The organism is Enterobacter sp. 01-M-03-SI-ECC, assembly GCF_047530215.1.
GTDB classification, from domain to species: domain Bacteria; phylum Pseudomonadota; class Gammaproteobacteria; order Enterobacterales; family Enterobacteriaceae; genus Enterobacter; species Enterobacter chengduensis.
In genome coordinates this window covers 1-23,547 of record NZ_JBLKDA010000043.1, presented here as the reverse complement: position 1 = coordinate 23,547, position 23,547 = coordinate 1, and the positions used below count along the sequence as shown (strand labels likewise).

Sequence of the window (23,547 nt, the reverse complement as noted above, 5' to 3'; positions counted from 1 at the left end):
CCGCGTTTGCGACCCGCATAATTAGTTAATTTCGATACGGCGCGGTTTTTTCTCTTCCGGAATCACGCGTTCCAGTTCGATAAACAGCAGGCCGTTGACCAGGTTCGCGCCCTTGACGTGAATGTTCTCGGCTAACTGGAACTTGCGTTCAAAGTTGCGCTCGGCGATGCCCTGGTAGAGGTAGGTACGTTCTTTCTGCTCGGCCGTATGGGAACCTTTCACCACCAGCAGGTTGTCCTGCGCGGTGATCTCCAGTTCGTTTTCTGCAAAACCGGCCACGGCAATGGCGATGCGGTAGTGGTTTTCGTCAACCAGTTCAACATTGTAAGGAGGGTAGCCGTTGCTCTGGCTTTGATTATTTTCTAAATGGTTAAACAGGCGGTCAAAACCAATTGCAGAACGGTATAGCGGAGAAAGATCGAAGTTACGCATAAATAAAACTCCTGAAATCAGCGAGAAATTGTAGCCTTCCACCATGGACAGGCCTTTGCGCCCCCGAACACCCATCAGGCGAGTTCGTTATCGGGCCACAATCATAAAATGGGTCTGCAACCGGGCTTTTCAAGCGCGACGACTGCACTTTTTTTTGCACTTTCCTGCATCTCGCTTAGACTGGGACAACAGCACAAAGGGTTAAATTGCGATGGCTGCCACAGTGCGGGGTTATCGGGCTATCCATTTTGGTTAAGGCTCGCTATAACCCTGAGTTGCAGGTCTATGCAGTGCCATTAACGATGACTGAGTGATGATGAAAAATGTTCTGATAAAGCTGACGACGTTCAGCGGGGTAGTTTTACTTTGCGGGTGTTCGAGCGTGATGTCTCACACCGGCGGTAAAGAAGGAACATATCCGGGGACGCGCGCCAGCGCGGCGATGATCTCCGATGACGATACAAACTGGGGCACCAAATCCCTGGTTATCCTGGATATGCCGTTTACGGCCGTGGCGGATACGCTTCTGCTGCCGTGGGATATGTTTCGTAAGGACAGCTCCGTGCGCTCACGGGTAGAGAAAAGCGAGCAGGAAAATCTGGCGACAAACGCCGTCATCCCGCCCGCAAGCCTGCCCCCACGCTAGTTCTGTGCGGTTTCCGTTACCCAAAGCTGACGGAAACCGCTCGTCTCTTCCATCCACGCAATAAAGCGCCCGTCCGGAGAAAACACGACCGCATCCGCAGACGGCGGATTGTCACGATCGGACGTCAAAAACGTCACTTCTCCGCTCTGCGCATCGCAGCAGGCGATCCGATTTTCAAGCACAAACCCCAGACGTTCGCCAGAAGGGTGCCAGTTAAACGCTGACTGGATATCGCGCTCAGCATGGGTGAGCTGGCGCGGCTCGCCGCCCTCAGGCGCGATCAGCCACAGCTGCACAATGCCGTTATCATCCCGCATCAGAAACGCGATCTGCGTTCCCTGCGGATTGCTGCGCACCCAGTGTCGCGGTACGTTCACCAGGCCCGGATAACGAGTGTGATGTGTGAAGGTTAACCGACGCTGCATCACGCCCGCTGGCGGCGCAGGCAGCGTTTCTGGCGTGCCCTGCAGCGGCGCATCGCCCGCACGCTTCCAGCCCTGCTCATCTTCAGGCAGGTCCACAATAAACAGTTCCGGGACTTTTTCGCCCTGCGCAGAGAGGGTATCGCCGATAAACGCCAGCCTGCTGTTGCCTACCCAGCCCTCTTCGTAGGCGCGGTTGATCTCGTCGCTGCCAGGCTCTGGCGTTGGCGTTGTACGGCTGATCAGCACGCTCCAGAAGGTTCCCGGATATTCACGGGGATGGTTCCCCGGCGGGTTCACCGGGCCGAAAGGCGCCGCCACGCCGACGTTGCGTAAATCGAGCTTTGGATCGCGCGCGTGCAGGACATGGTCGTTATAGGTAAAGCTGACGAGCTTCCCGTTCGGGCTGAAAACATGGACGTGGCTGCCGCCGCGCAGCGCGCCTGCGGTGTAAGGCGCGGTGATATCCATCGCGTCCAGGTTGCTCACCTGGCCTTGATGGGCAATTACCCCCTGGCGATGGTGAAAATCGTAGTGCCAGTCCGCATCCGGATTTTTCGGGCCGTGAATAAAAACGTATTTCTCTTGCGCAGGATGAACGGTCACCACGCCAACGTGCGCCCCGTCGGTGGCGCGATAAATCACCTCAACCTCACCCGTCCCGACATTGACCCGCTCGATGGTTTCACCGGTAAACGACGCACCAGATGGGCGCACGTCATAGACCAGCCACTGGCTGTCCGGCGTCCAGGTATTGATATTCGTGAGCTGATGATGACGGGAAGCGAAGGTGATTTGTTTCATGAGGATACCCCGATGCGCAGTTATCGCATCAGGGTATAGCAAGCGGGTGTTTAGTTCAGCACAAACTTCTCAATCGCGTACGCCACGCCGTCTTCCAGATTGGATTTGGTGACGAAGTTAGCCACGTCTTTCACCGACGGAATGGCGTTGTCCATCGCCACGCCCATACCGGCGAACTCAATCATCGCGATGTCGTTCTCCTGGTCGCCCAGCGCCATGATTTCGTCCGGCTTAATGCCCAGCGCATCGGCCAGTGATTTAACGCCGGTGCCTTTATTGACGCGTTTATCCAGAATTTCGAGGAAGTACGGCGCGCTTTTCAGCACGGTGTACTTCTCTTTCACCTCGGCCGGAATGCGCGCGATGGCTTTATCGAGGATCTCCGGCTCGTCGATCATCATCACTTTCAGGAACTGCGTTGCCGGGTCCATTTTCTCCGCTTCACAGAACACCAGCGGAATGGTCGCTACGTAAGATTCATGTACCGTGTAGTAGCTGATATCGCGGTTGGCGGTATAGAGCGTGTTGCGATCGAGCGCGTGGAAGTGGGAACCCACTTCGCGGGACAGTTTTTCCAGGAACAGATAGTCATCGTAGCTCAGCGCGGTTTGCGCAACCGTACTGCCATCCGCGGCTTTCTGCACCAGCGCCCCGTTATAGGTGATGCAGTAGTCGCCAGGCTGGTTCATGTGCAGCTCTTTCAGGTAGCTGTGCACGCCCGCATACGGACGCCCGGTGGTCAGCACCACATTCACGCCCTTTGCGCGTGCCGCGGCGATCGCGTTCTTAACGGCTGGAGAGATAGTGTGGTCTGGCAGCAGCAGCGTGCCGTCCATGTCGATTGCAATGAGTTTGATAGCCATGAGTTCCCCGGGATAAATGAGTGCTGCCTCATGCTAACGCGATTAAGCCCACAAAAATAGAGCTACATTGCGCAACAGAAGTGCCCCTTTTATCGGTATCCCGGGGAGTAATGACTTACTCGCGGGTGAGAACGATTTTACCGAACGCGCCGCGATCCAGATGTTCAAGCGCCTGCTCAAGTTCATCAAAGCGGTAGCGACTATCGATCACCGGCTTCAGCCCCGTCACGTCCACGGCGCGGACGAAATCTTCCAGCGCCCGACGGTGCCCCACGCCAATCCCCTGAATAACCGGGGATTTCAGCAGCAGTTCGCCTGCCGGCAGCGAAATCTCACTTCCGGCCAGCACGCCAATGACCGAGATACGTCCGTGAACGGCAACGGCGCGCAGGGAGTGCTTCAGGTTCTCGCCCCCTACGGTTTCGATAATATGGTCGATGCCGCGATCCTGCGTGAGTGCCAGCGTATTTTCAGCCCAGTCGCCTTTCAGGCGGTTGATGCCCCGGCTGGCCCCCAGCTTTTTGGCCAGCGCCAGTTTGTCATCACTTCCCGAAGTGACAAACACCTCTGCGCCGTGCGCTTTTGCAATTTGCAGAGCGAATATCGCCACGCCGCCCGTCCCCTGCACCAGCACCGATTGCCCGGCGCGCAGCTGGCCGCGTTCCACCAGCGCAAACCAGGCGGTAAGCCCCGCGCAGGGTAAGGTGCTGGCCTCGGCGTCATCCAGGGTTTCCGGAGAGGCCACCAGCGCGTCTTCCTTCATAATCACGTACTCGGCCAGCATCCCCTGGAAGTATCCACCGGACGTTTTATAGGGCAAATTGCGCGCGTCAGCCTGTGGCTTACCGTCTATCCACTCCGGGAAGAAGGTGGAGATGACGCGCGCGCCGGGCTGGAAACGCGTCACGCCTTCACCAATGCTGTCCACCACGCCCGCCATGTCAGACGCCGGGGTAAACGGGAAGGAGAGCGGGATCGGCATGGTGCCTTCAATCACCATTTTATCGCGATAGTTGAGCGCAACGGCATTCACCCGTACGCGCACTTCACCCGTTCCCGGCACGGGAAGAGGCTCCTGAATGAGTCTGAGGCTCTCACGCCCAAGGGCGTCCATGGACCAGCGCTGCATTGTTTCTGTCATTGTATTTCTCCTGCCATCAGATGAGCTTTAGTTCTGACAGTCTACCGTTGACTCAACATCACCAGTGGCGATAAGTTTTCCCTACATTGACGCCTGAATAGATACAATCCATGACCGATACGCTGAAGGATATTCCTGTTTTTGTGGCCGCCGTTGAGGCGGGGAGTTTCGCTCAGGCCGCCATTCGCCTGCATTTGTCACGCTCGGCGGTGGGTAAAAGCATCGCTCGCCTTGAACAACGGCTGGGCGTACGGCTGTTTCATCGCACCACCCGCAGCCAGAGGCTGACCGATAACGGTGCGCTTTTTTATGAACGCTGCCTGCGCGCGCTGGAGGAGATTCGCGGGGCAGAGTCGCTGCTTGAAACGGGAAAACAGCAGGTCAGCGGCCGCCTGCGCGTTGCCATGCCGGTGCTGTTTGGTCGCCAGTGTGTGGCCCCGCTATTGATTGAACTGGCGCAGGAACACCCCGGGCTTGAACTGGAGATGTCATTCAGCGACCGCGTGGTGGATCTCGTCGAGGAGGGATTTGATATGGCGGTGCGTAACGGCACGCTGCAGGACAGCAGCGTGCTGGTCGCCAGAAGGCTGGGCGAACACCGCATGGTGCTGTGCGCCGCGCCGGAGTATTTGCTCAAGAAAGGACAGCCGCAAAGCGTGGCTGACTTACCCCAGCATACGGCCATTAACTATCTCCGCGCAGGCAGAGTGTTATCCTGGCAGCTGATGGATAACGCAGGAACGTCACACACCTTTACCCCCCGTTCTTCGCTCAATATGGATGACCTGCAGGCGATCTGCGACGCCGCCCTGGCCGGACGCGGCCTTGCATGGCTGCCCTGCTGGATGGTCAGCAAAGAGATTCATCAGGGGAAACTCGTCCCGCTCTTAAAGCAGGCGCCGGAGGTGCGTTTCGACGTTCATGCGGTCTGGCAGCAGACGCCGCATCTGCCGCTGAGGGTAAGAATAGCAATAGATACGCTCGCCAGCCGTTTACCGTCCGTGATGTCGCTGGATAGGCCTGCGCCCATAAAAAAGCCGCGCTAGACGCGCGGCCAGTATCGTTCGGTATAACGTCGATTAAATATCGATATTCGCCGCTTTCAGGGCGTTCTCTTCGATGAAGGCACGACGTGGTTCAACCGCATCGCCCATCAGGGTCGTGAACAGCTGGTCCGCCGCAATCGCGTCCTTAACGGTGACGCGCAGCATGCGGCGGCTTTCCGGATCCATGGTGGTTTCCCACAGCTGCTCCGGGTTCATTTCGCCCAGACCTTTATAGCGCTGGATCGCGAGGCCGCGACGGGACTCTTTCACCAGCCAGTCAAGCGCCTGCTCGAAGCTGGCTACCGGCTGACGACGTTCGCCACGTTCGATGAACGCATCGTCTTCGATCAGGCCGCGCAGCTTCTCGCCGAGGGTGCAGATACGGCGGTATTCCGGACCGGTGACAAACTCGTGCTCCAGCGGATAGTCGGTGTCGACCCCGTGGGTACGCACGCGAACGATCGGCTCGAACTGCTGGTCGGCGTTCTGCTGAACGTCACATTTCCACTGGCTGCCGTGCTGCTCTTTCTCGTTCAGATCGGTCACCAGAGCGTTCACCCAGCGGGTGACGGTCTGCTCGTTGCTCAGATCGGCTTCGGTCAGGGTTGGCTGATAAACCAGCTCCTTCAGCAGCGTTTTCGGATAACGGCGTTCCATACGCGTAATCATTTTCTGCGTGGCGTTGAACTCGGACACCAGACGCTCCAGCGGCTCACCGGCCAGCGCAGGCGCGTGGGAGTTCGCGTGCAGGGTTGCACCGTCAAGGGCGATCGCGATTTGATACTGATCCATCGCTTCATCGTCTTTAATGTACTGTTCCTGCTTGCCTTTCTTCACCTTGTACAGCGGCGGCTGGGCAATGTAGACATGGCCACGTTCAACGATTTCAGGCATCTGACGATAGAAGAAGGTCAACAGCAGCGTACGAATGTGCGAGCCGTCGACGTCCGCATCGGTCATGATGATGATGCTGTGATAACGCAGCTTGTCCGGGTTGTACTCGTCACGGCCAATGCCGCAGCCCAGCGCGGTGATGAGGGTCGCCACTTCCTGAGAAGAGAGCATCTTGTCGAAGCGGGCTTTCTCAACGTTGAGGATTTTACCCTTCAGCGGCAGAATCGCCTGGTTCTTACGGTTACGGCCCTGCTTCGCAGAACCTCCCGCAGAGTCCCCTTCCACGAGGTACAGTTCGGAGAGCGCCGGGTCGCGTTCCTGGCAGTCAGCCAGCTTGCCAGGCAGGCCGGCTAAGTCCAGCGCGCCTTTACGACGGGTCATTTCACGGGCTTTACGCGCCGCTTCACGGGCACGCGCCGCATCAATAATTTTGCCCACCACGATTTTCGCGTCGGACGGGTTCTCCAGCAGGTATTCGCTCAGCAGTTCGTTCATCTGCTGTTCAACCGCCGATTTCACCTCAGAAGAGACCAGCTTGTCCTTGGTCTGCGAGGAGAACTTCGGATCCGGCACCTTCACGGAGACAACGGCAATCAGGCCTTCACGGGCATCGTCGCCGGTGGCGCTGACTTTCGCTTTCTTGCTGTAGCCTTCTTTGTCCATATAGGCGTTCAGGGTACGGGTCATCGCCGCACGGAAGCCTGCAAGGTGAGTACCGCCGTCACGCTGTGGAATGTTGTTGGTGAAGCAGTAGATGTTTTCCTGGAAACCGTCGTTCCACTGCAGCGCCACTTCCACGCCGATACCGTCTTTTTCGGTGGAGAAGTAGAAGATATTCGGGTGAATTGGCGTTTTGTTCTTGTTCAGATACTCAACGAACGCCTTGATGCCGCCTTCGTAGTGGAAGTGGTCTTCTTTGCCGTCACGCTTGTCGCGCAGGCGAATCGAGACGCCGGAGTTGAGGAACGACAGTTCGCGCAGGCGTTTCGCCAGGATGTCGTACTCAAACTCGGTGACGTTGGTGAAGGTTTCGAGGCTCGGCCAGAAACGCACCATGGTACCGGTTTTGTCGGTGTCGCCCGTGACGGCCAGCGGTGCCTGCGGCACGCCGTGCGTATAGAGCTGACGGTGGATTTTGCCTTCGCGCTGGATAACCAGCTCCAGCTTCTGCGACAGGGCGTTAACCACGGAGACGCCTACGCCGTGCAGGCCGCCAGAAACTTTATAGGAGTTATCGTCGAACTTACCGCCTGCGTGCAGCACGGTCATGATCACTTCCGCCGCGGAGACGCCCTCTTCCGGGTGAATACCGGTTGGGATGCCGCGACCGTCATCGGTGACGGAGACGGAGTTGTCCGCATGGATGGTGACCACGATGTCTTTACAGTGACCCGCGAGCGCTTCGTCGATAGCGTTATCTACCACCTCGAATACCATGTGGTGCAGACCGGTGCCGTCATCCGTGTCGCCGATATACATACCCGGGCGCTTACGCACCGCATCCAGCCCTTTCAGGACTTTGATACTGGAGGAGTCATAAGAATTCGACATCAACGTTTCTCGCTCATTTCAACTTGGGTTAATCCGTTATTTTACCCTTTTCCACGGTAAACATCTTCGAATTTTCGTCCGACATGTCCATAACGTGTTCAGCGCTAATCGCGCTGACGAAAACCTGCGACTGCGTGGCTTTCAAGCGGCTGGCAAGCAGCCCGCGCCGCGCGTCGTCAAGTTCCGAGGCAAAATCATCTATCAGGTACAGGCAGCGTCGCCCGCTCTCGCGAGTGAGGAACTCCCCCTGTGCCAGGCGCAGCGCACACATCAGTAGCTTGAGCTGCCCGCGCGACAGCGTGTCTTCCACCGGCGCACCGTCGGCACGAATGCGGAAATCCGCCTTGTGCGGGCCGTGCGCGGTGTAGGTCAACATGCGGTCGCGCTCGAAGCTTCTCTCTAACACCTCGGCATAATCCGTCTCTTTCTCCCAGCCGCGCTGGAAAGAGAAGGTGAGAGAGAATTCGGGTAAAAACTGTTTGCAGGTGTCGGCCATGTCTTCGGCGATCCCTGCGCTGTATTCGGCACGCCAGCGGCTGATTTGTTCCGCGAGAGGGATTAACTCCATGTCCCACGGACGCAGCTGGGCGTAACGGGTCACCTGGCGCAGCGCGGCGTTACGCTGCTTGAGCAGACGCTTCAGGTTGCTCCAGGCGTTAAAAAAACCGGCTTCGTTGTGAAAGCATCCCCAGTCGAGGAACGCTCTTCTGTATTTGGGGCCGCCGTTGAGTAAAGTAAACCCCTCGGGCGTGATCAGCTGCATCGGCATCAACAGCGCCAGCTCCGCCACCTTGTGGCCGTCGGTGCCGTCGATGCGCACCTTGCTGTCGCCCTGCTTGTCTTTCGTCAGACCGATGGCGGTTTCCCGCTCCGCTCCCTGCAAACGCCCGTGCAGAACAAAGGATTCCTGCTCGTGGCGAATGACGCGACCAATCTGCAAACTGCGAAACGCCCGACCGTGGCCGAGCGTATAGATGGCTTCCAGTACGCTGGTTTTGCCGCTGCCGTTTGCGCCAACCAGGAAGTTAAAGCCGGGGGATAAAGCGAGATCCGCGCTTTCGATGTTGCGAAAGTCGCGGATCAACAGACGGGTGAGCGACATTACAGTCTCATTGGCATGACGACATAAGCAGCCGACTGCGATGCGGCATCTTCAATCTGTACGCTCGAAACGGAGTCGGTCAGCAAAATGCGCACGTTCTCGCATTTCAGCGCGTTCAGCACGTCCAGCACGTAGCTGACGTTGAAGCCGATTTCCATCTCGGTTCCGGCGTAGGTGACGTCCAGAATCTCTTCTGCCTCTTCCTGCTCCGGGTTATTGGCGGTGATTTTGATCTGGTTTTCACTCACGTACAGACGCACGCCGCGGAATTTCTCGTTAGAGAGAATGGCGGCACGGGCAAACGCCTGCTTGAGGCTGTCGCAACCGGCTTCCAGCGTTTTGTCCGGGTTCTTCGGCAATACGCGGCGATAATCCGGGAAACGACCGTCAACCAGCTTCGAGGTGAAGACAAAGTCGCCCACGTGCGCGCGGATGTTATTGCTGCCGATCTGCACGCGCAGCGGCGTATCGCCACCGTCGAGCATACGCATCAGCTCAATCACCCCTTTACGCGGCACGATCACCGAATGGTTCGGCAGCGAATCGCCAATCGGCATCGAACAGACCGCCAGACGGTGACCGTCGGTGGCCACGGTACGCAGCTCTTCGCCTTCGGTTTCGAACAGCATGCCGTTTAAGTAGTAACGAACGTCCTGGTGCGCCATGGAGAACTGCGTGGCTTCAATCAGACGCTTCATCGTTGCCTGCGGCAGGGTGAATTCAACTTCACTCTGCCAGTCGTCCAGGTTCGGGAAGTCTGCGGCAGGCAGCGTGGAGAGCGAGAAACGGCTGCGGCCAGAGCGCACCAGCATACGGTCGCCTTCCAGCTGCACGGCGATTTCAGCGCCTTCCGGCAGCCCGCGGCAGATGTCAAAGAATTTACGTGCCGGAACCGTGGTCGCGCCCGCGTCGTGAGGCTGCGTCAGCGTAACGCGCGCGATCATTTCCATTTCCAGATCTGTACCGGTCAGCGACAGCGTACCGTCCGCGACCTGAAGCAGCAGGTTTCCGAGAATAGGCAGCGTTGGGCGGCCGCCTAATGGGCCACTCACCTGTTGCAGCGGTTTTAATAAATGTTCACGTTCAACGGTAAATTTCATAGCGTCACGATGATAATGTTCTGATTAAATTGGAGAAATCTTCTTTTATGTCGTGGCTTTCTTCGCGTAACTGCTCAATCTTGCGGCACGCGTGCAGCACGGTCGTATGGTCACGGCCACCAAACGCATCGCCGATTTCCGGCAGGCTGTGGTTGGTTAACTCTTTTGCCAGCGCCATCGCCATCTGACGCGGACGCGCCACCGAGCGGGAACGACGTTTAGACAGTAAATCTGCCACTTTGATCTTGTAGTACTCGGCCACCGTCTTTTGAATATTGTCGATTGTGACCAGTTTTTCCTGCAATGCCAGCAAATCACGCAGCGCTTCACGCACAAAATCGATGGTGATCGCACGACCGGTGAAGTTGGCATTGGCGATAACGCGGTTCAGCGCCCCCTCCAGCTCACGCACGTTGGAGCGCAGACGCTTGGCAATGAAGAACGCCACTTCACCCGGCAGGCGAATGTCGTTTTCATCAGCTTTCTTCATCAGGATCGCGACGCGGGTTTCCAGCTCCGGTGGCTCGATCGCCACGGTCAGGCCCCAGCCGAAGCGGGATTTCAGACGATCTTCAACGCCGTTGATCTCTTTTGGGTAACGATCTGAAGTCAAAATGATCTGCTGATTGCCTTCCAGCAGGGCGTTGAAGGTGTGGAAAAATTCTTCCTGCGATCGTTCTTTGTTGGCAAAGAACTGGATGTCATCGATCAGCAGCGCGTCAACGGAACGGTAGTAGCGTTTAAACTCTTCGATCGCATTGTTTTGCAGGGCTTTTACCATGTCCTGAACGAAGCGCTCGGAGTGCATATACACCACTTTGGCATTGGGCTTGCGCGCCATAATGCCGTTACCCACCGCATGCAGCAGGTGCGTTTTACCCAGACCCGTGCCGCCATAGAGGAACAGCGGGTTGTAGGCCCCACCGGGGTTATCAGCCACCTGGCGAGCCGCCGCGCGCGCCAGCTGGTTCGACTTACCTTCAACGAAGTTATCGAACGTGTGCTTCACGTTAACGTTAGAGCGGTAGGTTGGCTCAGCCGGTGCAGGGACATTATCCCAGCCCTGACGAGCGGGAGCAACGCGAGGCGCTGGAGCAGGAGCAGCCTGAGCAGGCGCGGCGACGTTGACGGTTTCACGAACGGTTTGGGTGACCGGCTTTGTGCCCACTTCAAAGCGCAGCTGTGGGGCATCTGACCCGCAGAAATCGTTCAGCAGTCCATTGATGTTGTTAAGGTACTTGTCCCTTACCCAATCGAGCACAAAACGGTTTGGCGCATACAAAGCCAGCGTGTTATCGCTCAGTTCCGCCTGCAACGGGCGGATCCACATACTGAATTCTGTGGCTGGTAACTCATCCTGCAATCGGGCAAGACACTGCTGCCAAAGCGAAAGTGACACGGCGGACTCCACTCGAACAATAAAAGAAAACTATTGAATATTCATGATTGTTGGCGCACATCGACATGACCCTGTGCAAAGGGTGACGTGCGAATTGCTATCTGCAATTTATCCTGACCAGGATCCTGGGATCCCGATCGGGACCGCGGATCATAGCCTAAACTGAGCCAGAGATCTTCTGTTTCTCACAGATTCTTCCCGATTTATCCACAGGAAGATCCGGAACCGGGTAAGTGTAAACGATCCTGGCGCGCGTGCCCCGCGATTTAGACCGCATATTGGAAAAATTAATGAGCACAGACAATTTATTGCTTAAATGAACTAACGAAGATCCAGCACGATCCTTGCGCTTTGTTGGTGAGCCCGTATAATCCTCGACCCGGCGCGTGATGCTCATCTTCCTGCGTCGTCCGTTGCTCATTTTCCACGCGAAAACGTGCGGAAATACGCGGGAAATAAGGAAAGAGAATTGACTCCGGAGTGTACAATTATTACAATCCGGCCTCTTTAATCACCCACGCTGAGGCGTTAGTCGTTCGAAACTCGTTCGGGTATACGCAAAAGTCAGTGAATTTATTCAAGTTTAGGTAGAAATCGCCATGAAACGCACTTTTCAACCGTCTGTACTGAAGCGCAACCGTTCTCACGGCTTCCGTGCTCGTATGGCTACTAAAAATGGTCGTCAGGTTCTGGCACGTCGTCGTGCTAAAGGCCGCGCTCGTCTGACCGTTTCCAAGTAATAAAGCTAACCCCTGAGTGGTTAAGCTCGCATTTCCCAGGGAGTTACGTTTGTTAACTCCCGCTCATTTCACTTTCGTCTTCCAGCAGCCACTACGGGCTGGCACGCCGCAAATCACCATCCTCGGCCGCCAAAATTCGCTGGGGCATCCCCGCATCGGTCTCACAGTCGCCAAGAAAAATGTTAAGCGTGCGCATGAACGCAATCGGATTAAACGTCTGACGCGTGAAAGCTTCCGTTTACGTCAGCACGAACTGCCTTCAATGGATTTCGTGGTGGTGGCGAAGAAAGGGGTTGCCGACCTCGATAACCGTGCTCTCTCGGAAGCGTTGGAAAAATTATGGCGCCGCCACTGTCGCCTGGCTCACGGGTCCTGATAGCCCTCATTCGGGTCTATCAACGCCTGATTAGTCCGCTACTCGGGCCGCACTGCCGTTTCACACCAACATGCTCAAGCTACGGAATTGAGGCATTGCGCAGGTTTGGAGTGATAAAAGGCAGTTGGTTGACGGTGAAACGCGTATTAAAATGCCACCCTTTACACCCCGGTGGAGACGACCCCGTCCCCCCAGGACCCTTTGATACCAGAGAACACTAACGATGGATTCGCAACGCAATCTTCTTATCATCGCTTTGTTGTTCGTGTCTTTCATGATCTGGCAGGCATGGGAGCAGGATAAAAATCCTCAACCCCAGCAGCAGACCACGCAGACTACGACCACCGCAGCGGGTAGCGCCGCCGACCAGGGCGTACCGGCCAGTGGCCAGGGGAAACAGATTACGGTTAAAACCGACGTGCTTGAGCTGACTATCAACACCCGTGGTGGTGATGTTGAGCAGGCGCTGCTGTTGACCTACCCGAAAGAGCTGAAGTCTAACGAACCGTTCCAGTTACTGGAAACCACGCCTGAGTTTATCTACCAGGCGCAGAGCGGCCTGACCGGTCGTGACGGCCCGGATAACCCGGCTAACGGCGCGCGTCCACTGTATAACGTCGAGAACGACACGTTTATACTGGCTGATGGTCAGAACGAGCTCGTTATCCCGATGACCTACACCGACGCCGCAGGCAACACCTTCACCAAAACCTTCACCCTGAAGCGCGGTGAATATGCGGTGAACGTGGGCTACAGCGTACAGAACACCGGTGCGAAACCGCTGGAACTGTCTACCTTCGGTCAGCTGAAGCAGTCCATCAATCTGCCGTCTCACCGTGACACCGGAAGCAGCAACTTTGCGCTGCATACCTTCCGTGGCGCGGCGTACTCCACGCCTGACGCGAAGTACGAGAAATACAAATTCGACACCATTGCCGATAACGAAAACCTGAACGTCAGCGCTAAAGGCGGTTGGGTGGCGATGCTGCAGCAGTATTTCGCGACTGCATGGGTGCCAAATAACGACGGTACCAACAACTTCTACACCGCGAACCTGGGCAACGGTATTGCAGCCATCGGCTACAAGTCTCAGCCGGTTCTGGTGCAGCCGGGTCAAACCGGTAAGCTGGCAAGCACTCTGTGGGTCGGCCCGGAAATCCAGGACAAAATGGCCGCCGTTGCGCCGCACCTGGATCTGACCGTGGATTACGGCTGGTTGTGGTTCATCTCTCAGCCGCTGTTCAAGCTGCTGAAGTTCATCCACAGCTTCCTGGGTAACTGGGGCTTCTCCATCATCGTTATCACCTTCATCGTTCGTGGCATCATGTACCCGCTGACTAAAGCGCAGTACACCTCCATGGCGAAGATGCGCATGCTGCAGCCGAAGATTCAGGCAATGCGTGAGCGTCTGGGCGATGACAAACAGCGTCAGAGCCAGGAAATGATGGCCCTGTATAAAGCAGAGAAAGTGAACCCGCTGGGTGGCTGCTTCCCGCTGCTGATTCAGATGCCAATCTTCCTTGCACTGTACTACATGCTGATGGGTTCAGTTGAGCTGCGCCACGCGCCGTTCGCCCTGTGGATCCATGACCTGTCCGCACAGGACCCGTACTACATCCTGCCGATCCTGATGGGCGTGACGATGTTCTTCATCCAGAAGATGTCGCCGACCACCGTGACCGACCCGATGCAGCAGAAGATCATGACCTTTATGCCGGTCATCTTCACCGTGTTCTTCCTGTGGTTCCCGTCAGGTCTGGTGCTGTACTATATCGTCAGCAACCTGGTGACCATCATCCAGCAGCAGCTGATTTACCGTGGTCTGGAAAAACGTGGCCTGCATAGCCGCGAAAAGAAAAAGTCCTGATCCGATAAGTTAACGCTAAAATAAGGGCGGTCGATTGACCGCCTTTTTTATTTGTATTGAACGAGAGCAACCATGAGCCATAACGACACTATCGTCGCCCAGGCAACCCCACCGGGACGCGGTGGTGTAGGCATTCTGCGTATCTCCGGCCTGAAGGCGCGCGAGGTCGCCGAAGCGGTGCTGGGTAAACTGCCAAAGCCGCGCTACGCGGATTATCTGCCGTTTAAAGACGCTGACGGCACGCCGCTGGATCAGGGCATTGCGCTGTGGTTCCCCGGCCCGAACTCCTTTACCGGGGAAGACGTGCTGGAGCTGCAGGGCCACGGCGGCCCGGTGATCCTCGACCTGCTGTTAAAACGTATTCTGACCCTGCCTGGCCTGCGCATCGCCAAGCCGGGCGAATTTTCCGAACGTGCCTTCCTCAACGACAAGCTCGACCTGGCGCAGGCCGAGGCGATTGCTGACCTGATCGACGCCAGTTCCGAACAGGCGGCGCGTTCCGCCCTGAACTCGCTGCAGGGGGCATTCTCCGCGCGCGTGAACCACCTTGTGGAAGCACTTACTCACCTGCGCATCTACGTGGAAGCGGCTATCGACTTCCCGGACGAGGAGATCGACTTCCTCTCTGACGGCAAAATTGAAGCCCAGCTCAACCAGGTGATGGCCGACCTCGACGCCGTTCGCGCCGAAGCGCGCCAGGGCAGCCTGCTGCGTGAAGGGATGAAGGTGGTCATTGCCGGACGCCCGAACGCCGGGAAATCGAGCCTCCTGAACGCCCTGGCGGGCCGTGAAGCCGCCATCGTGACCGACATTGCCGGCACCACCCGCGACGTGCTGCGCGAGCATATCCACATCGACGGGATGCCGCTGCACATTATTGATACCGCCGGTCTGCGCGATGCCAGCGACGAGGTCGAGCGCATCGGTATCGAGCGCGCCTGGCAGGAGATCGAGCAGGCCGATCGCGTGCTGTTTATGGTGGACGGCACCACGACCGACGCCGTTGACCCGGCCGATATCTGGCCCGATTTTATCGCCCGTCTCCCGGCTAAGCTGCCGATCACCGTGGTGCGTAATAAGGCAGACGTGACCGGCGAAACGCTCGGTATCAGCGATGTGAATGGTCACTCACTTATTCGCCTGTCGGCGCGCACCGGTGAGGGCGTGGACGACCTGCGTAACCACCTCAAGCAGAGCATGGGCTTTGACACCAGCATGGAGGGCGGCTTCCTGGCGCGCCGTCGTCATCTGCAGGCGCTGGAAGAGGCGGCCCGTCATCTCGACCAGGGCAAAGCACAGCTAATCGGCGCGTGGGCGGGTGAACTGCTGGCGGAAGAGCTGCGGCTGGCGCAGCAGAACCTGAGCGAGATCACCGGAGAGTTTACGTCGGACGATCTGCTGGGAAGGATCTTCTCGAGCTTCTGTATCGGTAAATAATGAAAAGCCACGCGTATTGAGTTGCGCGTGGCTTTTTAAAATCCATTCATGGAATTAGAGTTATTAAGTTAATCAATACACCTGCCAAATATTAAATAAAAAGTCCACAAACACGCTATTAATCAATTGAGTGAGTGGGTATATAATAAACTCCCTATCATAAATTCATTTATACAGTGAATTATAAAAAAGGGTTTATTATGCTTAAATCCACAGGCCTTTATTTTACTTGCCAGATTGGCAACCTTTCAGCTGACACCCTGGAAGCGACCAATTTCTCAATGACAGAAGGGCTCTCCGAACTTTTTACCCTTACAGTCACGTTAGCCAGCACACGTGATGACATTAATGTTCACGAGTACTTACTTCAACCTGTGTCGTTTACTATTACCGTTGATGGTATCGATCAGCGAATAATTAATGGCGTTGTCAGCGCTTTTGAACAAGGGGACACGGGTTTTCGACGGACGTATTATTACCTCACCGTGAGGCCATCGCTTTGGGTCCTTAGCCTGAACCAGGACAGCCGTATTTTTCATAAAAAGTCGGTCCCACAATTGCTTGAGGAATTAATTCAGCCTTTCTGCGTTCAGGGTCGCAATCTGATGATGAAAGAAAGTCATCCGGTTCATGAATACGTTACCCAAAAACGTGAATCTTCCTGGGAGTTTTTCAACCGACTGGCTTCCCAGGAAGGCATCACTTACTGGTTCGATCAGGAAGGCCTCTGTTACAGCGACAGCCGTTTGGCGATGCATAATGTGGCAACACTTGCCTATAACCCTCATCCGACATCGTTACTTCGTGACAACATTGTGTCCCATTGGCGGGCAGGCGCCGCGATGCAGCCGCTGGAAACGATTCATAAAGACAGAAACTACCACAATCCTGCGAATCCTATGCGCGCCAGTCGCGCATCTGCAGATAAGACCGCCAGCGGCACAATGTTTTCAGCCTTTGAAAGCTATGGTCGCTTTCAGGAGGATGGTGAAGGGCGCTCTACGGTTCAGTATCGAATGGATCGTTTTGAGGCAGGAATGCGTACAGGCAGCGGTCGCACCAACTGCGCCCTGTTAATGCCTGGAGCCATTTTTACACTTGAAGATCACCCAGCGGATGCCATGAACGGCGAGTGGCAAGTGATTACAACGCAGATGCAGGGAAAAATGCCAGAAGCTGCAGAGGAAGAGGGAAGCGGCGGCGGAACTACACTCGTTTGCGATTTCACGTTTATTCCCGGTAACGCTCAATGGCGTCCGCCTTATCGTTACAAACCGTTAGCGGATGGTGACGAAGTGGCAACGGTTGTCGGTCCTGAAGGTGAAGAAATTTACGTTAATGAGGATGGCTGCGTCCGGGTTCACTTTCACTGGGACCGCTATAACCCAGCCGATGAGAATGCCTCTTGTTGGATCCGCGTGGCGCAGGGCTGGAACGGGAGCGGATTCGGTATGATGGCAATCCCACGCATTGGCCAGGAGGTGATTGTCTCTTACCTCAACGGAGATATTGACCGTCCTATTATCACGGGTTTCACCTATAACGGGATTAATCGTCCTCCCTACGAACTGCCGGGTAACAAAACGAAAATGGTTATTCGCAGTAAAACCCATAAGGGAGATGGCTATAACGAGATTTCATTTGAAGATAACGCTGGTCAGGAGCAGCTGTTCCTGAGAGCTCAAAAAGACCTGCTGGGCCGCGTAGAGAACGACGCTCAGTGGCATATCGTACGCGATCAGCATATCAAAATTGAACGCGATCAAATCACCGAACTGACACGCGATCGTCATGAGAGCATATCCGGTGAATGGCGTAGCAAGGTAGAAGGTGAAGTTTCCCAGGAAATGGGGAGTAGCCTGAACCAGAAAGTTGCGAAGTCGCTTATCAGTGAGGCAGGTCAAGAGATCCACTATAAAGCGGGAAGCAAGGTGGTGATTGAAGCCGGTATGGAGCTAACGCTGAAAGCAGGCGGCATGTTCCTGACCATCAATCCTTCCGGTATATGCATGACAGGGCCGGTGCGAATTAATGGCGGCGTTGCAGGTAACGGTTCCGCACTGCGTTTATTGCGCCCCGGCATACCGCTACAAATTCCGCAGCCTCCACAACTGTCACCTGCCCAACTGGAAACATTCCAGGCTGAAGCACCCTATTGCGAGGAGTGTGAGAAGTGTAAGGATGGACTATGTGATTTTAGTGAAACTTAATCACAACATAATGTGGTTCAACAAAAATACGATAAGAAATACTCAGTCATTACGCTAGTCATCACATAACTCTCAGTTTTCTGGGGCTGTAATTTTTTGGAGAACATTCAGTTTCACACGTTTTATTAACGTAAAGTCTAACCAACCCCAGTTAACATCAGGTTACCAGGTAACCTGAAAGATAATTTCACAAAAATGAGCTAAAATCATGTTCGTCAATTTTATATTAATATTGTTCGCACAGATAACATTCATAATGAATATGGAATTTATCTATTTTTTTACAAGATTCTCACAATATTGCTTTTCATACGGGATATTATTTAACAGCTTCGTTTTTGTATTTGCCTTTTTATTCATTCATTCCGCGACAATTAATAAGAATATAGGTTATTTGTTACCATGGGGGGTTCTCGTGGGAATAGTAATAGGGATGCTATCCCATTACATATCCGGGGTGTATTTTAAGCAATATCAAGTGGATTACGCAGAGCTATATCATTCAAGAGACTATGTGACATTTTTATTATCATCATGGGGCTGGATAATTCTTCCGCTATTAATCATTCCAATAAAAAGATTAAAGAAAGGTTTTTGCAACAGGAAAGATTAAACCAGCGGCATACATTAAGGGATTAAAGATGATCGATAACTCAACACGAGTTCAGCAATGGTTACATTCATCATTGTCGTCAAGGGATACTCTCTGGGCCGTTCTCGCCCGCACTAATGGCGCAACGGGGCTTAAAGCCTGGTACGAACTCGACGGCTCAGCAACGCCAGTTGGACTTTACAGGGGAACACAGTATGAGCAATGGCATGCCGTTCAGCCTCTGCTGGTTAAGGTCGGGCGCTACAGTCCTTTCCTGCGGTGGGTAGAAAAAACAGACTCCCTATCATGGGGATGGCTAGCCGTTTCTCCCTTAAATGAAAAAACCATTACCGACCACCTGCGCGCCCTTACGCAAATCTTTCTGCCTGATGGTAGCACCGCTTTCTTTCGCTACTGGGATGGTCGCTTTCTGCTAACGCATATTTCATGGTCGCTTAAGGAATGGCAGAAAGTTCTGCCTGTTTTTAGCAGTTACTGGATCAACGGAGTAACCGTAAATACCGTGGTCAATACAGACATTCCTGTTCGCCATTCTCCATGGTGGGAAGTTCCTGAGGGTCTTATTGATTATCTGAATAATGAACACTCTCCGGCTGCGGTCGCCAATGTGGTTCAATGGCTGAAGGAAACACACCCCTCTCTTTACACCCAATATTCGCCTCCACAAATCACTCACAAAATAGCCCTGCTTTACGACCATGTTCAGTCGCTCTCTCTCAGCAAACAGGACCAAAGCGCCCTACTCAAAAAGACGCTATTGGCCGATCTCTCTCCTCTCACTCATGGATGACACATATGGGCGCTGACTCCTTCCTTACCGGCTATGTTGCGGGTATTGAGAACGAACTTTCTCTTTTTAAAAACAACGAACTCATCACCCAGGAGTACCGGCAGTTCGTGCGCGAGTGGGCGCGCGCCAGCCATGTTTCCGGCATGCTGGGTGGCCCCACGCTGGAGATGGAACGCATTATTGCCCTGAATGGCATGGAAACCGTTGTCGACAACGATGACGGCAGTGCGCTCAGCGCGGCGATCGTCTGCCCGAAAAACCGCACCATTACCGTGGTTCTTAAGCACCAGTCGATAATCGACCTGCCTGTCCCGGATGTCAGTATTGAGCTGTACGAAGACCCCGCGTTTGCCCCTGATAAACGGGTTGACGTAAAAATAACGGATCAACGCGGCAGGGCCGTTTTTACTGACCTGAAAACAGGTAAAAGCTATTACGCCCGGGCCATCGATCCGGCGCTGGACGCGCACAACGATGCCCTTCTGGCGGCCTATGACGAACTCTCCCGGCAGCAATACGCTGCCCTGGCCGCGCGGTGGGATGAATACCGTCCGCAGTGGACGCTGAATGCCATAACGGCCAGCCTGTCTGAAGCCTTTAGCGAGGGACTATTCAGTTCGCTGACCGGCCTCTGGAGCGACATCAAACTGGCCTGGAATATCATCTCCGACCCGGAGCCGTATCTGAGAAAGATGGGCGATGCCCTCACGCAGGCCGGCGAATGGGTGTCCGGTCTCTCGCTTCCGGATTTTTCAGGGGCCCTTGAGGCCAACAAAGAACGCGCCCGACAGCTGATGGCGCTGTTTAACGATGAGGCGGCCCTGTATCTGCTCACCCGCGCCACCCTGCTGCGTCTGCGCATGTATCCCTGGGGACAGCTGCTCACCCCACTGGCTGAATTTGCGGGTGAAATCCTGTCCGGCCTGGTATTCGGGGCGCTGCTGACGCTGGTCACCGGCCCCGGCGGCCCGGCCTTTCTGGCGTACAAAGTGGTCAGAATGCTGACGCGCTACGGCCCCCGCCTGGGACAGTCTGTCCGGAGGTTATGGCACGCGCTGACGGACATCATGGCGGACATGGCCGGCATCATGTCCGGTTTTCTGGAAAAACATGGTGCTATTAACCATCAGCGCCAGGCTAATGCCCGTCTGGGGCCAGACCATGAAACCGATCTGGGGACGAGCCGTCACACCGAAATCGGCCTGAAAACCCGTGAGGAAAGTGCTCCGGCCACGGATCCCAACGGTAAACCGACGAAAAATACCGATGCCTGCGATACGGACGGCTGTCCGGTGTCATTGATCAACGGAGAAGAGCTGCTGGCGCTGACGGATTTTACCCTGCCTGATGCCGTCCCGTTCAGCGTGGGCCGGCAGTACCGCACCACGGCGGTTGAGGAGGCGTCAACGCTCGGGTTTGGCTGGCGGCATACGCTCGACCATCACATCACCTTCACCGAAGGCCATATTCTGTGGCGGGACCATGAAAACGTCACCCTGCGCCTGCCGCTGCCGGACCGCGCGACACCCGCCTCCCGCAATCCGCTGGCCGGTGCCCGGGCCTGGTGTGATAAAGAGGATAATACCTTTGTGCTGAGCGCGCCGTCGCTGAAAGGCTGGCTGATGCATGTCGTCCGGGAGCCGGACGGCACGCGGGGACGCGTGAGCGGATTTTCCCGCCAGCGGCGACGCTGGCAAATCGAGTATGAGGGCGCCTTACCCGTCAGGCTGTTCAACACCGCGGGGCTGGCGCTGCATCTCCGTTATCGCGAACACGCCAGGGGGCCACGCCTGAGTGCGCTGGTATTCGAAAACACACGGCTGGATATGACGCGTGGCGCCGTGACGGTGATGTACTACGACCACGATGAAGAGGGACGCCTTTGTCGTGCCCGGGCGCCGGGGCAGGGAGCCGAACAGTACCACTACCGGGACGACCATCTTTTTACCTGCCGTGAACTGCCCGGCGGGGCGAAATTTTACTGGGCGTGGTCCGGTTCGGGTAAAACGGCCAGGGCCATTCGCCACTGGAGCAGCCTTCCCGGCCTGTCCCGCGAGTATATCTGGCAGGATGGCGGGCGCGTCACGGTTCGCCATGAAGACGGCGCAGAAGAGCACTGGCGGCACGATCCAGAGACCGCCCGGCTGCTTGAACAGACCGGCGCGGATGGTGCCACCACCCGGTATGAATACGATGCGCGGGGCAACCTGGTCGCCCTGACCGATCCCTCGGGCGCGGTGACCCGCTGGCGTCATAACCGCGATGGCCAGGCTACGGAAGAGCGCCTGCCGGACGGGCAAATCATTCGTCGCTATTACAGCGCAGGCCGCTGTATTGAGCAGGTTACCACCAGCGCTGACGGGCTGGCAAAGCAGCGCGAGTGCTGGCGCTATGACGCCGACGGTTGCCTGCTGGCATCAACCGACGCCGAAGGAAACACCACACGCTATCGCTGGTCGGAAGAGGGCGCGCTGGTCGCCACGGAATGGGCAGACGGGAGTGAAGAAATCCGTCAGCTTAACGCTGCGGGTCTGGTGATTCGTCAGAAAGATCGCACCGGGAAAGTCACTGCCTTTCGCTACGACCTGCTGTGCCGGCCGGTCTGGCAGGGTAATCCCGAGACCGGGCGCGGCGAACAGCTCCACCGGGACGACGCGGGCAACCCGGAACGCCTTATCCATGAGGACGGGAGCGAACTCAGATGGACATGGAGCGCTGACGGCCAGCTGCTGACGGAGCAGGATGAATCAGGACACCTCACCCGCTATACGTACCATCCCGGCACCGCGCTGCTGAGCGGCATCCTTTATCCTGATAATACCCGGGAGGCATACCGGTACGATCTTCGAACCGGACAGGTGACAGAGATCGCCGACGGCAACGGCCAGCGCTGGCAGCTTCTTTACACCCGCACCGGTCTTCTGGCAGAGGAAACCCGCATCGACGGTATCCGCCTGTGCCGGGAATATGATGCCTGCGGCAGGCTTGTCACCCTGCGGGAATATGACCTCAGCGGGAGTGAGGAGCATGTCCGCGTCACCCGCCTGACGCGCGATGTGTCCGGGCGGGTCACGGAGAAAACGCTGCCGGACGGGAAAAAAATCCGCTACGCCTATGACGGTTTCGGGCGGCTGATTTCCGCTGACGACGGAGAGTGGCCGATCGCATGGCAGTATGACCGCCGGGGGCTGCTGACGGCTGAACATCAGGGTCCGGCAAGCCTCCACTATCAGCGGGACACCACCGGCGCGCTGACCGCCATGCGCCTGCCGGACGGACGGACCGTATCATGGCAGCGCCATCACGGCCTGATAACCCATACCTCTCTGGACGCGCAGACGCTGGTCCGGCATGACTGGCGAAACGGCGCTGAGCGCACCCGGCACAGCGGAGCGTTTCGCCAGCATTTCGCGCGTGATGCCCGCGACCGCCTGATACGCCAGTCCGTCGTGATGGCTGACAACCGCACCGACAGGGCCCGGGAGTACGCTCCGGACGCCCGGAGCCTGCTGTCGCGCATCACCGATACCGCCACCGGGGAGTGGCGTTTCAGCCACGATGAGCGGGGGCGCCTGACCGCCACCGCATTCACACCGCACCGGGTGGACGGATTCCTGTCATGGCAGGAGTCCTTCACGCACGATGCCGCCGGTAACCTGACCGGTCCCCTGACGGTCTCCTCCGGCAACCGCCTGACGCACGCCGGAGCCACCCGCTATGAATACGACGGCTACGGCAACCGCATTCTTGAGGTGACCGGTGATGAGGAGCAGCACTACGAATGGGACACGGAGCATCGCCTGACCGGCTACCGCTGCCGGGTACGGGGTCGGGAGACCGTGCATTACCGCTATCAGTACGACGCCCTGGGGCGCCGTATTCTGAAGGAGGATGTACTTAAACGCACCGCCCGCCGCTTTTTCTGGCAGGGTGAGCGCCTGCTCTGCGAGTGTGATGCCGGACGCTTCTGGCCCGGCAGGCTGCCGGATAACCCGCAGTTGCAGGAGGCGCTCAGCGATACGACACATCGCGTGTGGCTGTATGAGGATGAACATGACTTCCGCCCGCTGCTCATGCTCTGCGGGCGGGCGCCGGCCGCCAGGGGGTACCATTA

General features: G+C 56.4%; 17 protein-coding genes, 1 pseudogene and 1 other annotated feature. Of the genes and pseudogenes, 10 read left to right on the top strand and 8 right to left on the bottom strand.

Annotated features, from left to right (window positions below):
- Positions 1-21: 21 nt before the first annotated feature.
- Positions 22-432 carry a small heat shock chaperone IbpA gene (ibpA, locus tag ACMWKK_RS23710; protein WP_008500162.1) on the bottom strand — a complete coding sequence of 137 codons (411 nt, stop codon included), beginning with the start codon at positions 430-432 and terminating at the stop codon, positions 22-24.
- Positions 426-497, bottom strand: a sequence feature (ROSE (Repression Of Heat Shock gene Expression) occurs in the 5'-region of heat shock genes and acts as an RNA thermometer to modulate expression.). Its footprint overlaps the gene before it by 7 nt.
- 248 nt (positions 498-745) lie before the next feature.
- Between ibpA and ACMWKK_RS23705 the strand changes: the two genes are divergently transcribed.
- Positions 746-1,078, top strand: a complete 333-nt coding sequence (locus tag ACMWKK_RS23705) for a YceK/YidQ family lipoprotein (RefSeq protein WP_045328684.1) — start codon at positions 746-748, stop codon at positions 1,076-1,078.
- On the opposite strand, the gene ACMWKK_RS23700 is transcribed toward ACMWKK_RS23705, so the two are convergent.
- The 3 genes from ACMWKK_RS23700 to ACMWKK_RS23690 form a co-directional block, all read right to left on the bottom strand.
- Positions 1,075-2,304, bottom strand: coding sequence for a DUF3748 domain-containing protein (locus ACMWKK_RS23700; RefSeq protein ID WP_112780365.1), 1,230 nt, complete (start codon positions 2,302-2,304; stop codon positions 1,075-1,077). The genes ACMWKK_RS23705 and ACMWKK_RS23700 overlap by 4 nt on opposite strands.
- Positions 2,305-2,354: 50 nt before the next feature.
- The gene (yidA, locus tag ACMWKK_RS23695; RefSeq protein WP_112780364.1) at positions 2,355-3,167 is read right to left on the bottom strand and encodes a sugar-phosphatase; all 813 of its coding nucleotides are present in this window, start codon (positions 3,165-3,167) and stop codon (positions 2,355-2,357) included.
- 115 nt (positions 3,168-3,282) lie between these two features.
- The gene (locus ACMWKK_RS23690) at positions 3,283-4,308 is read right to left on the bottom strand and encodes a zinc-dependent alcohol dehydrogenase family protein (RefSeq protein ID WP_112780363.1); all 1,026 of its coding nucleotides are present in this window, start codon (positions 4,306-4,308) and stop codon (positions 3,283-3,285) included.
- Between the two features lie 110 nt (positions 4,309-4,418).
- Here ACMWKK_RS23690 and ACMWKK_RS23685 point away from each other — a divergent pair, with 110 nt between their 5' ends.
- On the top strand, positions 4,419-5,354 hold the full coding sequence (locus tag ACMWKK_RS23685; RefSeq protein WP_112780362.1) for a LysR family transcriptional regulator: 936 nt from the start codon (positions 4,419-4,421) through the stop codon (positions 5,352-5,354).
- 33 nt (positions 5,355-5,387) lie between these two features.
- Here ACMWKK_RS23685 and gyrB read toward each other — a convergent pair whose 3' ends face one another.
- Genes gyrB through dnaA form a run of 4 tightly spaced genes read right to left on the bottom strand, consistent with a single transcriptional unit; the run spans position 5,388 to position 11,400 of the window.
- Entirely contained in the window at positions 5,388-7,799 is a 2,412-nt protein-coding gene (gene gyrB, locus ACMWKK_RS23680; protein WP_112780361.1) for a DNA topoisomerase (ATP-hydrolyzing) subunit B, read from the bottom strand.
- A 28-nt stretch (positions 7,800-7,827) separates the two neighbouring features.
- Complete coding sequence (gene recF / locus ACMWKK_RS23675) at positions 7,828-8,901, bottom strand: DNA replication/repair protein RecF (protein ID WP_045260850.1); 1,074 nt, start codon at positions 8,899-8,901, stop codon at positions 7,828-7,830.
- Positions 8,901-10,001 (bottom strand): DNA polymerase III subunit beta, encoded by a 1,101-nt coding sequence (gene dnaN, locus ACMWKK_RS23670; RefSeq protein WP_010426557.1) that lies wholly within the window; start codon positions 9,999-10,001, stop codon positions 8,901-8,903. Before dnaN ends, recF begins: the two co-directional genes overlap by 1 nt.
- 4 nt (positions 10,002-10,005) lie before the next feature.
- A complete protein-coding gene (dnaA, locus tag ACMWKK_RS23665; RefSeq protein ID WP_010426558.1) occupies positions 10,006-11,400 on the bottom strand; it encodes a chromosomal replication initiator protein DnaA in 1,395 nt (464 codons plus the stop codon).
- Positions 11,401-11,999: 599 nt separating this feature from the next.
- Between dnaA and rpmH the strand changes: the two genes are divergently transcribed.
- The 8 genes and pseudogenes from rpmH to ACMWKK_RS23625 all read left to right on the top strand — a co-directional run.
- Positions 12,000-12,140: a 50S ribosomal protein L34 gene (rpmH, locus tag ACMWKK_RS23660; protein WP_000831330.1), complete on the top strand. Its 141-nt coding sequence runs from the start codon at positions 12,000-12,002 to the stop codon at positions 12,138-12,140.
- Positions 12,141-12,156: 16 nt separating this feature from the next.
- Positions 12,157-12,516 carry a ribonuclease P protein component gene (gene rnpA, locus ACMWKK_RS23655; protein WP_032640303.1) on the top strand — a complete coding sequence of 120 codons (360 nt, stop codon included), beginning with the start codon at positions 12,157-12,159 and terminating at the stop codon, positions 12,514-12,516.
- Positions 12,480-12,737, top strand: a complete 258-nt coding sequence (gene yidD / locus ACMWKK_RS23650; protein ID WP_001307474.1) for a membrane protein insertion efficiency factor YidD — start codon at positions 12,480-12,482, stop codon at positions 12,735-12,737. Before rnpA ends, yidD begins: the two co-directional genes overlap by 37 nt.
- A 2-nt stretch (positions 12,738-12,739) precedes the next feature.
- Positions 12,740-14,383: a membrane protein insertase YidC gene (gene yidC / locus ACMWKK_RS23645; RefSeq protein ID WP_112780359.1), complete on the top strand. Its 1,644-nt coding sequence runs from the start codon at positions 12,740-12,742 to the stop codon at positions 14,381-14,383.
- 72 nt (positions 14,384-14,455) lie between these two features.
- Positions 14,456-15,820: a tRNA uridine-5-carboxymethylaminomethyl(34) synthesis GTPase MnmE gene (mnmE, locus tag ACMWKK_RS23640; protein ID WP_045328697.1), complete on the top strand. Its 1,365-nt coding sequence runs from the start codon at positions 14,456-14,458 to the stop codon at positions 15,818-15,820.
- Between the two features lie 200 nt (positions 15,821-16,020).
- The gene (locus ACMWKK_RS23635; protein WP_406542944.1) at positions 16,021-18,030 is read left to right on the top strand and encodes a type VI secretion system Vgr family protein; all 2,010 of its coding nucleotides are present in this window, start codon (positions 16,021-16,023) and stop codon (positions 18,028-18,030) included.
- 641 nt (positions 18,031-18,671) lie between these two features.
- A complete protein-coding gene (locus tag ACMWKK_RS23630; protein ID WP_112780356.1) occupies positions 18,672-19,433 on the top strand; it encodes a DUF4123 domain-containing protein in 762 nt (253 codons plus the stop codon).
- Positions 19,430-20,872 (top strand): annotated as a pseudogene (locus tag ACMWKK_RS23625) (DUF6531 domain-containing protein); the annotation flags it as partial. The gene ACMWKK_RS23630 and the pseudogene ACMWKK_RS23625, both read left to right, overlap by 4 nt.
- Between the last annotated feature and the right edge of the window lie 2,675 nt (positions 20,873-23,547).

Coding starts and splice junctions, on each gene's coding strand:
- ibpA (WP_008500162.1), bottom strand. CDS start 432: ATGCGTAACTTCGATCTTTCTCCGCTATACCGTTCTGCAATTGGTTTT.
- ACMWKK_RS23705 (WP_045328684.1), top strand. CDS start 746: ATGATGAAAAATGTTCTGATAAAGCTGACGACGTTCAGCGGGGTAGTT.
- ACMWKK_RS23700 (WP_112780365.1), bottom strand. CDS start 2,304: ATGAAACAAATCACCTTCGCTTCCCGTCATCATCAGCTCACGAATATC.
- yidA (WP_112780364.1), bottom strand. CDS start 3,167: ATGGCTATCAAACTCATTGCAATCGACATGGACGGCACGCTGCTGCTG.
- ACMWKK_RS23690 (WP_112780363.1), bottom strand. CDS start 4,308: ATGACAGAAACAATGCAGCGCTGGTCCATGGACGCCCTTGGGCGTGAG.
- ACMWKK_RS23685 (WP_112780362.1), top strand. CDS start 4,419: ATGACCGATACGCTGAAGGATATTCCTGTTTTTGTGGCCGCCGTTGAG.
- gyrB (WP_112780361.1), bottom strand. CDS start 7,799: ATGTCGAATTCTTATGACTCCTCCAGTATCAAAGTCCTGAAAGGGCTG.
- recF (WP_045260850.1), bottom strand. CDS start 8,901: ATGTCGCTCACCCGTCTGTTGATCCGCGACTTTCGCAACATCGAAAGC.
- dnaN (WP_010426557.1), bottom strand. CDS start 10,001: ATGAAATTTACCGTTGAACGTGAACATTTATTAAAACCGCTGCAACAG.
- rpmH (WP_000831330.1), top strand. CDS start 12,000: ATGAAACGCACTTTTCAACCGTCTGTACTGAAGCGCAACCGTTCTCAC.
- yidD (WP_001307474.1), top strand. CDS start 12,480: ATGGCGCCGCCACTGTCGCCTGGCTCACGGGTCCTGATAGCCCTCATT.
- yidC (WP_112780359.1), top strand. CDS start 12,740: ATGGATTCGCAACGCAATCTTCTTATCATCGCTTTGTTGTTCGTGTCT.
- mnmE (WP_045328697.1), top strand. CDS start 14,456: ATGAGCCATAACGACACTATCGTCGCCCAGGCAACCCCACCGGGACGC.
- ACMWKK_RS23635 (WP_406542944.1), top strand. CDS start 16,021: ATGCTTAAATCCACAGGCCTTTATTTTACTTGCCAGATTGGCAACCTT.
- ACMWKK_RS23630 (WP_112780356.1), top strand. CDS start 18,672: ATGATCGATAACTCAACACGAGTTCAGCAATGGTTACATTCATCATTG.